The organism is Paraburkholderia sp. BL10I2N1 (genome assembly GCF_004361815.1).
Classification (GTDB): domain Bacteria; phylum Pseudomonadota; class Gammaproteobacteria; order Burkholderiales; family Burkholderiaceae; genus Paraburkholderia.
The window spans coordinates 1,879,560-1,894,915 of sequence record NZ_SNWA01000002.1; the positions used below are offsets into that span (position 1 = coordinate 1,879,560).

Annotated in this window: 15 protein-coding genes and 2 pseudogenes; 5 read left to right on the forward strand and 12 right to left on the reverse strand. The window is 62.5% G+C overall.

The window, feature by feature from the left end; translation table 11 throughout:
- Nucleotides 1-48: 48 nt before the first annotated feature.
- The 6 genes from shc to B0G77_RS30615 all read right to left on the reverse strand — a co-directional run bounded on the left by shc (nucleotide 49) and on the right by B0G77_RS30615 (nucleotide 6,341).
- Nucleotides 49-2,133, reverse strand: coding sequence for a squalene--hopene cyclase (gene shc, locus B0G77_RS30590; RefSeq protein ID WP_243751280.1), 2,085 nt, complete (start codon nucleotides 2,131-2,133; stop codon nucleotides 49-51).
- Nucleotides 2,130-3,395 carry a hydroxysqualene dehydroxylase HpnE gene (gene hpnE / locus B0G77_RS30595; RefSeq protein ID WP_133665620.1) on the reverse strand — a complete coding sequence of 422 codons (1,266 nt, stop codon included), beginning with the start codon at nucleotides 3,393-3,395 and terminating at the stop codon, nucleotides 2,130-2,132. The genes shc and hpnE overlap by 4 nt, the downstream gene beginning before the upstream one ends.
- Nucleotides 3,395-4,243, reverse strand: coding sequence for a presqualene diphosphate synthase HpnD (gene hpnD, locus B0G77_RS30600; RefSeq protein WP_133665621.1), 849 nt, complete (start codon nucleotides 4,241-4,243; stop codon nucleotides 3,395-3,397). Before hpnD ends, hpnE begins: the two co-directional genes overlap by 1 nt.
- A gap of 178 nt (nucleotides 4,244-4,421) precedes the next feature.
- Nucleotides 4,422-5,360, reverse strand: coding sequence for a diguanylate cyclase (locus B0G77_RS30605; RefSeq protein WP_133665622.1), 939 nt, complete (start codon nucleotides 5,358-5,360; stop codon nucleotides 4,422-4,424).
- The gene (locus tag B0G77_RS30610; RefSeq protein ID WP_133665623.1) at nucleotides 5,357-5,980 is read right to left on the reverse strand and encodes a chemotaxis protein CheC; all 624 of its coding nucleotides are present in this window, start codon (nucleotides 5,978-5,980) and stop codon (nucleotides 5,357-5,359) included. The genes B0G77_RS30605 and B0G77_RS30610 overlap by 4 nt, the downstream gene beginning before the upstream one ends.
- Nucleotides 5,973-6,341, reverse strand: coding sequence for a response regulator (locus B0G77_RS30615; protein WP_133665624.1), 369 nt, complete (start codon nucleotides 6,339-6,341; stop codon nucleotides 5,973-5,975). The genes B0G77_RS30610 and B0G77_RS30615 overlap by 8 nt, the downstream gene beginning before the upstream one ends.
- 322 nt (nucleotides 6,342-6,663) lie before the next feature.
- On the opposite strand from B0G77_RS30615, the gene B0G77_RS30620 reads away from it, so the two are divergent.
- The 3 genes from B0G77_RS30620 to B0G77_RS30630 all read left to right on the forward strand — a co-directional run bounded on the left by B0G77_RS30620 (nucleotide 6,664) and on the right by B0G77_RS30630 (nucleotide 10,566).
- Nucleotides 6,664-6,993 (forward strand): hypothetical protein, encoded by a 330-nt coding sequence (locus B0G77_RS30620; protein ID WP_133665625.1) that lies wholly within the window; start codon nucleotides 6,664-6,666, stop codon nucleotides 6,991-6,993.
- Between the two features lie 21 nt (nucleotides 6,994-7,014).
- Nucleotides 7,015-9,276: a hybrid sensor histidine kinase/response regulator gene (locus B0G77_RS30625; protein ID WP_133665626.1), complete on the forward strand. Its 2,262-nt coding sequence runs from the start codon at nucleotides 7,015-7,017 to the stop codon at nucleotides 9,274-9,276.
- A 246-nt stretch (nucleotides 9,277-9,522) separates the two neighbouring features.
- Complete coding sequence (locus B0G77_RS30630) at nucleotides 9,523-10,566, forward strand: hypothetical protein (RefSeq protein WP_133665627.1); 1,044 nt, start codon at nucleotides 9,523-9,525, stop codon at nucleotides 10,564-10,566.
- A gap of 114 nt (nucleotides 10,567-10,680) precedes the next feature.
- Here the strand turns inward: B0G77_RS30630 and B0G77_RS30635 are convergent.
- The 4 genes and pseudogenes from B0G77_RS30635 to B0G77_RS30645 form a co-directional block, all read right to left on the reverse strand.
- Nucleotides 10,681-11,238: pseudogene (locus B0G77_RS30635) on the reverse strand (NAD(P)H-dependent oxidoreductase).
- Nucleotides 11,239-11,762: 524 nt separating this feature from the next.
- Nucleotides 11,763-11,969: a hypothetical protein gene (locus tag B0G77_RS43525; RefSeq protein ID WP_166656242.1), complete on the reverse strand. Its 207-nt coding sequence runs from the start codon at nucleotides 11,967-11,969 to the stop codon at nucleotides 11,763-11,765.
- Nucleotides 11,970-12,254: 285 nt separating this feature from the next.
- Entirely contained in the window at nucleotides 12,255-12,500 is a 246-nt protein-coding gene (locus tag B0G77_RS30640; protein ID WP_133665628.1) for a DUF6723 family protein, read from the reverse strand.
- Nucleotides 12,501-12,560: 60 nt separating this feature from the next.
- Complete coding sequence (locus B0G77_RS30645; RefSeq protein WP_133665629.1) at nucleotides 12,561-12,845, reverse strand: hypothetical protein; 285 nt, start codon at nucleotides 12,843-12,845, stop codon at nucleotides 12,561-12,563.
- 979 nt (nucleotides 12,846-13,824) lie between these two features.
- Between B0G77_RS30645 and B0G77_RS30650 the strand changes: the two genes are divergently transcribed.
- Both B0G77_RS30650 and B0G77_RS30655 read left to right on the forward strand, forming a co-directional pair.
- The gene (locus tag B0G77_RS30650; protein WP_133665630.1) at nucleotides 13,825-14,433 is read left to right on the forward strand and encodes an RNA polymerase factor sigma-70; all 609 of its coding nucleotides are present in this window, start codon (nucleotides 13,825-13,827) and stop codon (nucleotides 14,431-14,433) included.
- Nucleotides 14,420-14,623, forward strand: a complete 204-nt coding sequence (locus B0G77_RS30655) for a zf-HC2 domain-containing protein (protein ID WP_133665631.1) — start codon at nucleotides 14,420-14,422, stop codon at nucleotides 14,621-14,623. The genes B0G77_RS30650 and B0G77_RS30655 overlap by 14 nt, the downstream gene beginning before the upstream one ends.
- Nucleotides 14,624-14,636: 13 nt before the next feature.
- Here the strand turns inward: B0G77_RS30655 and B0G77_RS30660 are convergent, their stop codons facing one another.
- Together B0G77_RS30660 and B0G77_RS30665 are read right to left on the reverse strand one after the other, a co-directional pair.
- Nucleotides 14,637-14,927, reverse strand: coding sequence for a DUF1272 domain-containing protein (locus B0G77_RS30660; protein WP_133665632.1), 291 nt, complete (start codon nucleotides 14,925-14,927; stop codon nucleotides 14,637-14,639).
- A 200-nt stretch (nucleotides 14,928-15,127) separates the two neighbouring features.
- Nucleotides 15,128-15,336, reverse strand: a pseudogene (locus B0G77_RS30665) (gluconate transporter); the annotation flags it as partial.
- Nucleotides 15,337-15,356: the final 20 nt, after the last annotated feature.

Consider the following 15,356-nt stretch of genomic DNA (forward strand, 5'->3'; position numbering starts at 1 on the left):
CAGCGATCACCGGCAGGGCTTCGCCGGTCACAGATGTCACGGGCACGATCAAATCCCGACCGTGACGCGCGTGGTCCGGTCGTGCTTGAGCTGCCGGTAACGCGCCAGCGCCCACAGCGGGAAGAACTTGCGATAGCCGTGGTAGCGCAGATAGAACACGCGGGGGAATCCTGTGGCGGTAAAACGGGTTTCGTCCCACAAACCGTGATCGCGCTGCTCAGCCATCAGGTACGCGATGCCGCGCTCGACAGCCGGATGATCGACGGCGCCCGCTGCCATCAGGCCCATGAGCGCCCAGGCGGTCTGCGATGCGGCGCTCGGCGCCTGCTCGTAGCCGCGATAGTCGAGCTTGTAACTGGTGCCGTCTTCGCCCCACCCGCCGTCGGCGTTCTGGATCTTGACGAGCCATTGCACCGCGCGCACGAAACGCGGATCGTCGTGCTTCATCCCGGCGGCGTTCAGCGCGCACAGCGCCGTCCACGTGCCGTAGATGTAATTCATGCCCCAGCGGCCGTACCAGCTGCCGTCGGCTTCCTGCTCCTTCAGCAGATAGTCGTAGGCGCGGCGCGCCGGCTCGCTCGTCGACGGCATTTCGCCGAGTTGAGCCAGCATCGACAGACAGCGGCCCGAAACGTCCGCTGTGGGCGGATCGAGCAACGCGCCGTGATCGGAGAACGGAATGTTGTTCAGGTAGTACTGTGTGTTTTCCGGCTCGAACGCGCCCCACCCGCCGTCGCTGCTCTGCATGCCGACCACCCACTCGCGTGCCCGCGCAATCGCTTCGCGGTCGACATTCGATTTCGTGAGCGCGGCCGCGCGATCCATCGCCATCACGACCACCGCCGTATCGTCGACGTCCGGATAGTGCGGGTTCGCGTACTGGAACGCCCAGCCGCCAGGACGCACATCAGGACGACGCGAAATCCAGTCTCCGCGCACCCCGAGAATCTGCAGCGGGCGCAGCCATTGCAGGCCACGCAACACGGCCTCTTCGGCACGCGGGTCGCCGGTTTCGAGTAACGCGTGCGCGGCGAGCGACGTATCCCACACCGGCGACAGACACGGCTGGCAATACGCCTCGTCCTCGTGAATCACGAGCAGCTTGTCGATCGAGCGACGCGCGATGGCGCGATTCGGGTGATCGGCTGGATAGCCGAGCACGTCGTACATCATCACGGAATTCGCCATCGCCGGGAAAATCGCGCCAAGCCCGTCTTCGCCGTTCAGCCGTTCATCGACGAAGGTCACGGCGGCGTCGATCGCGCGCTGACGCGTGTACTTCGGAAACAGGCCGTCGACCATCCGCAGCACGCCATCGACGGCGCGGAAAAAGGCAAACCAGCCCTTGCTTTGATGCGTCGCCTTCCGCGACAGGCCGACGGTAACGGGAGCCCCGCGGAACAGCTCATCGATCCGCACGCCGCGCGGGTTGCGCGCCACCGGACGCTTCGCGTTCAACACCAGGAGCGGCACGATCACCGTACGCGCCCAGTACGACACTTTCGACAGATGGAACGGGAACCACTTCGGCAGCGACATGATCTCGACCGGCATCATCGGCACGGCGTACCACGTCACCACGCCGAACAGCGCGAGCAGGATGCGCGTAAACACGTTCGCGCCTTCCGCGCCGCCATGCGCGAGGATCGCGTCACGGGCACGCCGCATGTGTTCGGCGTCTTCGGCGTCGCCGATCATTTTCAGTGCAAAGTAGGCCTTGACGCTGGCACTGATGTCGAGCGCGCCGTCGGTGAAAAGCGGCCAGCCGCCGTTGGGCAATTGAATGCGGCGCAAATACCGGCCTATATTATGTTCCAGTTCGAGATTCGGTTCTTCGCCGAGATAGTGGACTAGCAGAACGTACTCGGCGGGAATCGTCGCGTCGGCTTCAAGTTCGTAGACCCAGTGGCCGTCGGAGCGCTGCGCGGCGAGGATCGCGTCGGTCGCGCGCGTGACTGCAGTCTCCAGCGCGGCTTCGGGTGAATCAGCGGAAGCGATCTGAGTTGCACCTTGATTGGTATCTTGAGTCGCGGCCTGAGGCACAGCTTCCGTGTTTGTCGCTTCCGTCGCCGGTTCCGACATCGGGGGCGTAGCGTCGGTGTCCATCGTCGGGACTTGGGATAGATCGTTCATCGGCGTTCCAAAGGTTCATTGAGCAGCAGATCCGCGGCCTTCTGGCCTGAGCGGATCGCGCCTTCAATCGTTGCGGGCAGGCCGGTGGCCGTCCAGTCACCCGCGAGCATCAAATTGTTCCAGCGCGTGCGCGTGGCGGGGCGGCGCATTTCCTGATCCGGCACTGACGCGAACGTCGCACATTCATCGACGACGACCTGCCAGGCTGGCATCGGCTCAACCGGCAGGCCTGCCGCGAGCGCCACCTCGGCCCAGAGCGTCTTCGCGAGTTCGTCGCGCGGCATATCGAGCAGACGCTCGGCACCGTTGATCGTGACCGACAGGCGGCCGTCGGACGCGAAGAGCCACCCGGCCGTCGCGTTGACGAGCCCCATCAGGGGCGGCAGCCCGAACGGCGGCTCGACCGCGAAGTGCGCGCTGACGACCGCGCTAAAGCGATCCGGCGTCTGCACACCCGGCACGAGCGTCTGCGCGACCTCCGGCGGCACGGCGAGCACCACCGCATCGCTGGCATTGAGCGCAATGCTTTCGTCCGCGAAATGCAGGGACGCTACCCGACCCGACTCCGAGAACGTGAAATCCGTAAGCTGCGAACCGAGCCGGATGTCGGCGCCGCCGTGCTGCAGCAGGCGCAAGGCCGGATCGACGAAGGCGCTGCCCAGCCCGCTACGCGCCATAAGCGGCCGGCACGCCTCGCCGCCAGCCAGCAGCGTTTCGCGCAAAACAGCGGCGGCCAGCTCGGCCGTGCCGTCACGTGGCTCGACATTCAGCACCGCCAGAAACAGCGGCCGCAACAGGCGATCCCAAAGCACGCCGTTGCAGCGCATGGTCTGCGCCATCGTACGGCCGGGCTTCGCGAACAGCAGCGGCGCGAGCGACAGGTAATCCGCCGGCTGTGTGTCAGGCACGCGCGCGGCTGCATCGAAGACCCACAGCGGCAACCGTCCTGCCGACAGCCTCGCGGTCCAGCGGACCCGGGTAGCCAGATCCATGAACGCGAACTCAGGTTGCGTCGGGCCTACCAGCTGGTCTGCGGCGCCGATCGCCCGCGCGTAGTTCAGCGTGGCATGATTGCCGGACCACACCAGATGATTACCGTTGTCGATCGTCGCGCCAAGTGACCGATCGTACCAGGAACGGCAGCGGCCGCCTGCCTGCCCGGCGGCTTCATGTAATACGACGCGCGCGCCGCGCCGCTGCAATTGCACCGCAGCGGCCAGGCCGGCAACGCCTGCGCCGATCACATGAACAATCTTTGACATCAGAAGAACGCATACCGCGCGACGATCCACAGCAGCCGCGCCCGCGGCTTGCTCACTTTCGTGCGCGGAATGTCGAACCCGCGCTCGACAGTGCGTTCGAGCAGGCAACGATAGACACCCGACATGATGCGCGGGGCGCGCACACAATTTCGCGGCTGGGAACCCATGATCTGGTCCGCCGTGGCGAAATGTGCCTTAGCGCGCTCGACGAGCGGCGCGCACGCGCGCGGCAGCGAAGGATCGTCGGCGATCGCGTGCGGATCCACGGTCGCGATGCCTTCGCGCGCGAGCAGTTCGCGCGGCAGATAGCAACGGTTGATGCCCGCGTCTTCGTCGATGTCGCGCAGGATGTTCGTCAACTGCAGCGCACGGCCGAGATGATGGGCCAGCTCGCGCCCCGGCTCTTCCTGCATCCCGAATATCCTCACCGACAAACGGCCGGCCGCGCTCGCGACACGGTCGCAGTAGAGGTCAAGCGTGGCTTCGTCGGGAGCGACGATGTCTTCGGCGGCGTCCATCGCCATGCCGTTGATCATCTCGTGGAAATCTTCGCGCTGCAGGTGGAACGTATGAATGTGACGGGTCAGCGCGCGCAACGAAGCGCGCGGCGCACCCGCATAGCACGCGTCGATATCGGCGCGCCAGCGCTCGAGCGCGGCAGCACGCTCGCCGCGTGGCATATCGCTGTCGGCGATGTCATCGACAGCGCGACAGAAGGCGTAGACCTGATACATTGCATCGCGCTGCGCCGCCGGCAGGATGCGCATTGCGAGATAGAACGAGCTACCGGAGGTTACGGCAGCGGCGTCGGTTTCTGTATCGTCCACGACAAGGTTGGGAACGGCCAAGACGATCTCCGCTGAAGCGCCGGCTGGCGGCGCTAAGGACGCCAGCCGGCAGGGCATGCCGTCCGCGCGCGCGGACACGCGCGAAACAATACCGGCAGGGATGCCGGAAACGGCGAAAAGTATAACAACCTTTGGACTGCGCCGCAGTTCAGGAGCAGGAATGACCGCCCGGAACCGCTCAGATAAAGGCCACGGAGCGGTTTCTGCCCTGGCGCTTGGCGCTGTAGAGCGCCGCGTCGGCTTCGTTGATGAGCACTTCATAGGCCGGCACGCCGGTGCGCGCGCACGCCCCGCCGACGCTTGCGGTCACCGGCACTTTCGCGCCCTGCACATCGACCGGCGTGTCGCCAATGGTCTGACGGATCTTTTCAGCGACCAGCATGGCGTCTTCGAGCGGCGTGCACGGCAGCAGCAGCGCAAATTCCTCACCCCCGAAACGCCCGAAAATGTCCTGCACCCTGACCACGTCGGCGACCCGCTGCGCCATCACGCGCAGCACCGTATCGCCCACGACGTGGCCGAACTGGTCGTTGATCTTCTTGAAATGATCCAGATCGAACAGCAGCACCGACAGATCGCCGCCATAGCGCTGCCAGCGGGTGTATTCGTCGCGCAGCCGGGCCTCGAAATAGCGGCGGTTCGCAATGCCAGTGAGCCCGTCGCGATCCGCGTATTCCTGCAGCTTGGCGACCGCCTCTTCGCGTTCGCGCTGCACGATGCTGACTGCGGTGACGTCGGAGATCGTGACACACACGGCAACCACTTCACGTTCGCGCGTGAGCGGCATGAACGTGCAGTCCTGCTGCATGAAATCGACACCGCCAGTAATCGGCCGGTCATGGTCGAAGCGGAACAGGTAGGGACGCTGCTCCCACGAACTGAACGCGAAACTGCCGAGCTGGAACACGCTCTCGAGCTTGCGGGTAAGCCACACACGCGGCAACTCGGGAAAACTGGCGAAAATCGACTTGCCGACCACCTGTTCCGCCGACAACCCGCTGTGATCGTGCATAAAACGGTTCCACATCAGAACCTTCATCTCGCGGTCGAGCACAAAGATGCCGAAGCCGACACGTTCGACAACCAGATCGCTCAACGACGAGACCGTTTCATTCATAAGCTGGAAAGCAGCGCATCGAGCGCCTCATTCATGTGGCGGATCGAATCTTCCGTCATCAACATCACAAGATGCGCACGGAAGCTCTGGTCTTCGAGCGCGAAATTCACTTCGACGAGCAGCGCGACTTCCCAGGCCAGCACGTTGGCCTGGAACACCTCGTCGAGCGACATCGCCGCGCCGAGCAGCCCCGGCGCCGAAAACACCGGCGTGCGGCCCAACTGGTCGAGAATGCACGACACGCAGGCGCCCGTCAGGATGTTCGCGACGTCGTAGACCAGTTCTTCCTGCGAGACCGTCTCGTACGCGGAACCTACATACGGATCGTTCACGAGCGCGCAAAGCTGCGCGATGCTGCCGCTGCGGCAGATCACCAGTGCCTCGCCCTTGATATCGGAGCGGAATCCCTGCCGGACGGCCGTGACCGGCTCGTCGATACCCGTCATGTCGCGCAGCGTATTGGCGGCTTCGCGCACGGCAACCACCCGCACGCGGGGCACCGACAGCTCGATGAAGGTATCGAGCAGAGTCGCGAGACGGGTCGCGGCCTGGCCCATCGCCAGGTTGGCGACCTCCTGTAGCGCGTCGCGCTGGTCTTCGTTGAGGACTGGCTCAGACATACAACCCGTACTCCTTGAGGATGGGTAGTAGCACCTCGGGGATCACCGGCTTCGCGACGAACGCGATCGCACCGAGGTTGCGCACACGCGCTTGCGCCATCGGCTGGACGTCGGCTGACACGACAATCACGAACGTGTTGAGATCCTCGTGCTGTAGCGCTTCAAGCACCTGAAACCCGGTCATGCCGGGCATGGTCAGGTCGAGGAACATCACGGAAGCCTTGCCCGCGCGATACAGTTCGAGCGCCTCGATGCCATTCGACGCATAGGCGATCTCGATGTCCCAGTCCGCCGGAAGTGCTCGGGTGAGCACCTTGCGGGCGAGGAGTGAATCGTCGGCGATCACAATGGGCAAAGGCATGGCGGCGGGTCTGAAGACAGGATAGGCTCGTGCGCGTTAACGGCAGAATTCAGCCATTCTTTAGCCTGCCGGCCTGGCAGCGCGAGAGATGAGCGGAAGCAGGGTCGAACTGGCGCACGCCTGCGGCGCCGTGTATGGCGAAAGCGGCGCGCGAACGACAACGACGATGTCCGGCATGTTCGACTACCCCGTACGTGAACCAACGCGGTAGCGGACACCGGATAACCGATGCTTCACGCCCCGCGCGCATTTCCGCGAAGCCTGTTTAGCACGCATTAAACGCGCAATATCGGACGGGCTCTCGCGGCAGATACATCCGAACATGGCGGACGCATTAATTTTGTGGATCGATTTTCGAAGTAAACAGGCGAAAAGGCAACCCGCCAAAATCGCATCAGCGATTAAAATCAACCCGCATTATCTGCGAGCGAATATAAATTCTTCGCGCCAAGCCAATAAAATCCCGTTTTTTTACTTTTGTGTACGTTTGCGCTTCCAGATTCGTCGCTGTTTCGAAAAAATCCGGCTAAAACACGAAGTCTGGCGGGGAAATGAGATGGATTTGTTCTCCAATGGCCCCGGGCGCCGGTTTCTTCTCGTTTATGATGTAAGCGGTAACGACCCTCACCGCCGCCCGCGCGCCCGCTTTTGACGACCTCCAGCCCTACCGACGATGATTCCTGACCGGCCCGACCTGCGTCACGCGAGCCGTCCTCCTTCGAACCGGCAAGGCGAAGCAGTATTTCCAACTGTTCCGGAACATCATTTCGCGGTCCGGCGCATCACGCTGATCATTCTGCTGATCGCGACCATCGTGCTGCCCTGTGTTTATGTGGCAGCGATGGCCTACAGCAACCTGAAGGCGCGCGAAGCCGAGGCAACCGATGCCGCGCTGCGCACCGTTCGCGTCGCTGAAGAACACGCGCTGAAAGTCTTCGACATGAACGAAGCGCTCGATGCGCGCATCGTCGACCTCATCAAGAACCTCGACGACGACGCCATTCGAGAAAACGAAGCCGACATTCATGAAAAGCTCCGGACGATGGGTGGCGGTTATCCGCAGGTCGCCGCGGTGTCGATTTTCGGGCGCGACGGCACATTGCTCGCGAGCAGCCGGTTTTATCCGGCGCCGCGAATATCGATCGCCGAACGCGACGATTTCACCGGCGTGCGCGACAACAAGGCCATCGAACACATCTCGAAGGTGATGGCTGGCCACGTGGCGGGCGAGCTGGTTTTCAACACCGGCGTCGCACGGCACGACGCGAACGGCCAGTTTGCGGGCATCGTCTCGGTCGCCCTGCGGCCGACTTACTTCAGCGCTTTCTATCGCGAACTGCTCGGTGGCGAAGACGCCCCGATGACGCTCGGCCTCACGCGCTCCGACGGCGCCGTGCTCGCACGATTTCCGCCGAAGCCGCGCGAGGCCGCAACCGTTACACCGCACACCCCGTTCGCCGACGCACTGGCGGAAAGCCGCAGCGCCGGAGTCGTGCGAATGCCCGCCGCCGGCAGCGACGGCAGCCTGATCCTGGCGTTTCGCCGTGTAGGTTCGTATCCGGTCTACGTATCGTGCGGATATCGGACGTCTGCAATTTGGGCAGACTGGTACCGCTATCTCGGCCTCCTGATCCTGTCGATGTTCACGCCGTCGATCGTGCTGTGGTGCGTGATCTGGCTGTCGCTCAAACGGCTCGGCGCCGAGGAAGAGGCGTGGGAACGCTGGCAGGCGGAAGCGTCGATGCGCCGGTCGATCGAATCCGCGTATCGGCAGTCGCGCAAGATGGAAGCGCTTGGAAATCTGGTCGGCAGCGTCGCGCACGACTTCAACAACCTGCTGATGATCATTTCGACCAATGTGCAGATCGCCCGCCGGCGCGGCGCGCCTGGGCTCGACCGCGAGCTGTCGGCGGTGGAGCGGGCACTGAAGAGCGGCCAGTCGCTGACGCGGCAATTGCTCGGCGTCGCGCGCAAGCAGCCGCTACGCAACGAGACGATCGCCGTCGAGCGCTGGCTGTCGGCGTGCCGCGAGCTGCTGGACGCGTCGCTCGGGGCGAAGGTCGCGCTCGTGATCGACGTCGACGCCGGGGTCTGGCCGATGAGGGTCGACGTCGCGGAATTCGAACTTGCCTTGATCAACATCGCTGTCAACGCGCGTGACGCGATGCCCAACGGCGGCCGCTTCACAGTGCGCGCCAGCAACATCACCTTCCGGCACGAAGACGGCATCCCGCTGACGGGCGATTTCGTGCAGCTGTCCCTCGAAGACACGGGTGTCGGGATGCCGTCCGAGGTGCTCGCGCGCGCGTTCGAACCACTCTTCACGACCAAGCCGAAGGGCATGGGCACCGGCCTCGGCCTGCCGCAAGTCTTCGCCTTCTGCGAACGCTCCGGCGGCCTTGCCGCCATCGACAGCGCGACAGGCGCGGGCACCTCGGTACGACTGTATTTGCCGCGTGCCGAAGGCGCGCCGGAAGCAGCGCGGCCCGTCGAACCGCGTACCGAAGAGACGCCTGCTCCCAACGGGCTGCGCATCCTGCTGGTGGAAGACAACGAGGAAGTAGCGGCCGGCACCGAAGCGCTGCTACAGATGATGGGCCACGAGGTGACCTGCGTGTTCAATGCCGACACCGCGATGCGGCTCTTCGACGACGCGCACGCGAAGGAGGCGAGCACTGGCGAACCATTGCCGTTCGATATGGTGATCTCCGACGTGCACATGCCCGGCGCGATGAACGGCATCGATCTCGCGGAGGCGGTGCTGTCGTTCAGCCAGAAGCTGCCGGTGATACTCGTGACGGGCTACGCCGAAGAGCTGGAGCGTGCCCGTCACGTGGACGTGCGCGTCCTGTCAAAGCCGTTTGATATCGCCCTGCTCGACAAGATCCTTCAGACAATTCAGAGCGATCTCAAGTCGACCCAGCCTGCCGGGTAACTTCCGGCTTCCCGGCGCACGTCTACCGCACACCTCGAATTACCTGACGCTTGTAAAAGCGCGCCGGCAGAGAAGCGGCCGCGCTGCAACCCGTCGTGCCGATTGCATGAGCGGAAAGGCTCCACGTGCCAACCCGGCGAGTCCGGCATGATCGTTGCGGTTACCTGATCGATTGGACGGCGGCGTGTTGACGCGTCGCCCGGTCCGGATCCACCGGACCGATCTGACGAAATCGAGGAGGCGACCATGCAATACACCGTGATCGGGTTATTTGACACCTACGCTCTAGCAGAAGGCGCACGAGACACACTCGTTCAGACCGGGTTCCCCCGTGCCGCGATCGAACTTCAGGCGAATCCCGAGCCGCCGCCCGCTGCAGGCGTGAATCCGGACACCAATCCGGAAGCCGGCAGCCACGGCTTCATGATCAACATCGAGCGCTTCTTTGCGAACCTGTTCGCATCGGGACCGCGCCCCGAAGACGGCGTACGCTACACGGAAGCCGTCAGACGGGGCGCAGTGCTGGTGCGCGTGAGCGTGGCGAGCGAAGCTCACGCCGAACTGGCCCGCCACACGCTGGCGAATCTCGGCGCCACGGACATCTGCGAACGCCCGCCCAGCTGGGATTCGCCGATAGGATACCCAGACGATGGCCGCGAGCGTTCGATGCTTGATGAGCTGGGTATAGGCGCGACTGCGTCCGTCCCGCCCACTGTGCGACGCTCGTATGAATCTGTTTCGGCGGTGTCCCGACCGATACACGATCCTCTTTCATCTGTTCCCCCGGTTCCTCCTGCGACCACCCGACAGCCGCTGGATCTGCTCGATCCCGATGATCGGCGCAATGCTGTGGAACCGGTGCGAGTCGAGCCTCGCGAACTGCCCCCCGTTCGCCCTGCAACGCAGATGGATCAGCCTGCTGCAAGGGCTGTCGCGACTGCGGCAGCGCCTGGATCCGGTGCGTACATGGCGCCCCCTGCGCCACCTGCGGGCAGTGGCGGCATCGGTGCGCCGATCCCCGATGAGTTCCTCGAGTACGAAGAGGATTTCCGCGGTCACTACGACGAGCAATACGCCAAAGAGGGGGCTCGCTACGAAGACTATTCGGGCGCGTATCTCTATGGCGCGAAGATGGGACAGGACGCACGCTACCGCGATCGACCTTGGGATGACGTCGAGCCGGAAGCACGCCGTGACTGGGAAGCCATGCCTCAAGGCGATACGTGGGAGCGCTTCAAGGCCGCCATCCGCCATGGCTGGGACCGCGTGACGGGCCACCATCACGTGTGATCGCAGAACGTTGCGAAGGGACTGACTGTGGGACAGACCGCGCTTCCTCGCCGGCGTAAGCTCGCAGGATCAGGCGCGATCTGCGGTTTATCGCATGTAGCGGCTCGTGCGGATTTATCGCGTGCCGCCGTGTGTTTTGACCCAGGTGACATAACGATCGACGAACGACTGCAAAAATTTTCGCGTGTCGTCGTTCACGATCTTGCCTGCTTCGTCGATCGCCGCGGCGTTGTGCTTGATGAACATTTCCGGCTGGCCGAGCGTTGCTACATCGAGATAGGCGAGCACGTTGCGCAAATGCTGCTGCGCGAGAGCCGTGCCGGTTGCGCCCGGCGATGTTCCGGCTACGGTGCCGGGTTTATTACCCCACACGCTTTTACCCTACGGACGCGACCCCCAGTCCAGCGCGTTCTTCAGTACACCCGGCATCGACCGGTTGTATTCGGGCGTTACGAACAGCAAACCGTCGGCGGATTCGATTTTCTTTTTGCACTCGACGGCGACCGCCGGAAAATCGGCGTCGTAGTCCTGACTGTAAAGCGGCAACGATCCGATATCGACAGAATCGAAGGAAAAATCCGCGGGGGCAAGCGAGGTCAACGCCTTCGCGAGCTGTCTGTTAGTCGAGTCGCGACGCAGGCTGCCGACGATAACCGCGATTTGATAGGCCATATTCGTTTCCTCAGTTTGTGCGCATAAAGTGCGAAAGGGTCCAAAGTGACAATCATAGGCGGTCGAAGCGTCGCGCTACTTGCCAGGATCAAAAATCGGCCGGGCGCGTCGCAGTTCACAAAATATGCACTGCGGCATCGACGAAGAGTGTGTCTGGGTCGCACCGTGCGCAGCCGGTGGACAACTTCGCCAACACTAAAGATATCCACAGATTCGTTGAATAACCTTGTGGATAAGTGCCCTCCAAACCTTGCCAGTCAAGGCGCGCTCTCGGCATATCTTCCTGGCTGCAGCCGCCTTCCGGCCGTTAGCCTCGCCGAACAGCCCCCGCAAAGCGCCGACGTTACAACTTAAATCTGAACTCGCCACAGGCCGTGTCATCGAACTTTTAATGCATCGATAGTCGAGGGGACGCGGGACAGTTCCCCTCGCAAACTGCAGACGTGTTGTGACCGGACAGTGCTGCCCAGCCTCAGTACGGTTTCCCGGAGGGCTCGACCACGACACAAAACTATGCAGGCAGATCACACGACGAAGCCGTCGCGGCGCGCATGGACAAGAAACAAAAAGCGCAGGAACAGGCTGGCGGCGATATGCCAATCGAAGGCACGGAAGCCGACGCGCAACACAGTTGCGGCGAACTGTCCGAAAAGGGCAAGCAGGTCTGGCGGCAGGGTAGTGGACTCAACGGTGGCGGCAAAATCTGAGACGTCGTCGCCTTTCCCGATCATGTAGCTTCGAGCCTGACTGGCTGTATGAATCCGGTCAACGTGACGCCGACCGGCAATCGTCAACAACAGGAGGCCATATGGCTTACCGACCCGAAGCAACCCGCCCGCTACGCGATAGACGCATTGAGTACACCATTGCAGATGACGCACGCGCGGAACGCCGCAAACAGGATGCGGTACATATCGATTCAACTGCAGGAAAGTGGCGTTATCGCCCGGTTCCCGCCACGCCGAAGATGCCTGAATAACCCAACACGTTCTTCGGCTGGTCCGGCGACGCGATGCTTACTCAGGAAACGCGATGTCCGCGTCGACCAGTTGCCAGCCATACGCTTCGGCGTAGTGCTGTGCCTCGACGGCGCTAGCGAAAAGCGGCATGTCCGCGCGTCCCTGAAAGGGGTAGATGATCCGCTTGTCGCTCAGGCGGATGACCTTCAGGGTCGGCACGGTCCCGCTCGACGTCCGGCATGACGAAGCCGCTACGTTGTAATCCGCGCGCGTAATTTCGCGCGCGATCCGATTGTGCTGCATCAATCTCTCCCCAAGGTGGATAAAGGCCCTGCATTCAAGCCATCATCCATCGTAGCTCGTTCAAAGTCCGACAATCGACTGCCCTGCAATCTGTCCGTCGATCACGCGCTCAGCGTAACTCGCAGACGCCCGACGCGCTTCCCCAGCAGCCCGGAACGGCACAGGACTCGAAACACGAAATACGCGACTGGCGGTCAACGTATCGTCGTCACCGCGTCGGCAGATTCGCACGGCAGCGTCGAAGCCGTTGTCATAGTGGCGTGAACCGTCGTCGCCGCGCGGCTGATGCGGATAGACGAGCGGGTAAATCTCGAGACCCCGGTAACTTCTGACGGTGTTGTCCATGATGACTCCAGTGATTGTTTTCGCTGTGAGTAGACGAGAACGGCAACATACCGAACGCGTGAGAGACACAGCGACGATGGCGGGCGCGCGAATAGCGTCGGGCAGATAATCCGCTCGATCCGTCATGGCGTCTTTGTGTAATAGCAGACCCGTTTGAATACGAGCCACTGGGGGAACGAAAAAATCGTGTTCGATCTTGGGAGCGTCGATACGCGAAGCTTTTCGCTTCATCGCACGAGCGATCGACGGAGGGAAAGCGGGACAGCCCACTGTAACACGTGTGGCCTGCAGGCAGTCAGATCCTTTCGGATCGCTCACGACCAGACGGCAAAACGAAAAAGGGCGCCCACGCATGGACCCGCTTTCTTCTGTCGGTTCATCGTCGAGTTGTGGGGATCTGTTGCGATCGATGGACAAAGGATAGATACGCAGTGTCTACTTAATAATAGCGATATCCCCAAGATATTTTTTCGATTCTAGTAATAATTGAATCGATAACTCTGCATGCTCCTGATGCCGGCCAGCTCGCTCCTTATGTGTCATGACCGCTTCCAGGGGCTGGGATCGGCATGGTGGACCGCGCCGCGACGGTTACGAAACAAGCAATAATTAGTGGCGCCGCGAATCTTGACGACGGCGACCGTCCACGAAATCTGCAACCGCGTTGTCATAAATCCATCGATCGTCCGACTCATCCCAATTGAGTGGGTCGTGTCGTAACGCAACGGGAAGGCACAATTCCCGTTCGCGTCTCGGAAAACGTGCGAGAGAATGACTGGCTGACGAGCCCGAGCCGACACCACCCAACAATGAACATGATCGATCGTCCACCCTGCAACCATCGCGACCATGCGACCACTTCGACGAGCGCTGGACGTTACACCCGGGAGCACACGACGCGTGCGCCTGAAGAGTCCCGTTCCGGTTCCCGCTGGGCAACCAGGTTGTGGCTTTGGGCCACCTGCCAACGGTGGCTCGCATGACGACGGCATCACGTCCCGCGTTGGACGATCCCGTCTATCTGACAAAGCTTCGGCGCGACCTGTTGCGCTTCGCCCGTCTGCAGCTGCGCGACGCGGCTGCGGCCGAAGACGCGGTCCAGGAAGCACTCGCCGCGGCGTGGACGCAGGCCGACCGCTTTTCGGCGCAGTCGGAGCACAAGACGTGGGTGTTCGGAATCCTGCGCCACAAGCTGGTCGACACGCTGCGGGCAAGACAACGCACCGTCAACCTGTCGGCGCTCGAATCGGAACCCGACGAAGAATCGCTGCTGGACCGCGAACTGTTCAAGGACAACGGTCACTGGTCGTCGCAGGCGAAGCCGCGACCATGGCCGACGCCCGAAACAGCGTTGCGTCAGCAGCAGTTCTGGCAGTTGTTCGAGATGTGCCTCGAACACTTGCCGGAGCACATCGGACGCGTATTCATGATGCGGGAGTTTCTCGATCTGGAGACCACCGATATCTGCACCGAACTCGGCATGACCCCGAATCATTGCAGCGTTCTGATCTACCGCGCGCGGTTGCGGCTACGCACGTGCCTGAGCGAGAAGGGCTTTTCCAGCGAGGATGCGAATGGGGAAGTGTAAGAACATCACGCGCCTGCTTTCCGACGCGCTCGACCGGCCATTGACGGTTGGAGAATGGGTCTCCATCCGGCTTCATCTGCCTACGTGCAGCGGCTGCCGCAACTACCGCAAGCAGATCAGCCTGCTGCGCATGGCATCGCGCGAAGCCAGCGGCATCGCACGCACCGGTGAGACCGACGGTGACGAATGACGCGCCGCGTGCATCAACGCTCACCGGGCGGCTTCGAGCGATATCGCTCGAAGAAGCGCGCGTGAGACGCTTCGTCGATGTGGATGTCATGGCGGTCTTCGCTCGCGGGATGTTTCGCGAGCATCGCTTTCGGACGGATCGGCCGGGGCTGGAAATTGCCGCCGCAGTTTGGGCATACGTTGCGCAGTAGCGTCAGCGCGCAGACTTCGCAGAACGTGCATACGTAACTGCAGATCATCGCGTCCGGTGCGTTAGCCGGCAGCGATTTGCCACAGCCTTCGCAGGAGCGTCTGAGTTCGAGCATCGCAGGGCTCCTGCATGGTGAACAGAAAGCGCGACTGCGTGAACGCAGTTCACGCCTCGTCGACTGGTTCAGTCTAGCGGCGTTGCGTGTCTGCGATGCGCCAGTCATCGTTCAATTGCTGCCAGGCAGCCGCTCGAACTTTCTTGTGGTTATTTTTGTCACGCAGCGGGCGGCCTGACATTCGGGCTGTGGACTGCCGGTCAGGCCAGCGCGCCCCACACGACGAACGTCACGCGAGGCCCACCACCGAGACGATCGTCTGCAGGATCGACCAGACGAATACCGTCTGCTTCAGTTGCGAGCCAAAGTACTCGCGAACCATCCAGAAGCCCGCGTCGTTCACGTGGCAGAAAAAGACAGAGCCCGCGCCGATCGCAAGCGCCAGCAGCGAATTGTGCGTCGCGCTCAGACACGCGGAGGGCGGATCAG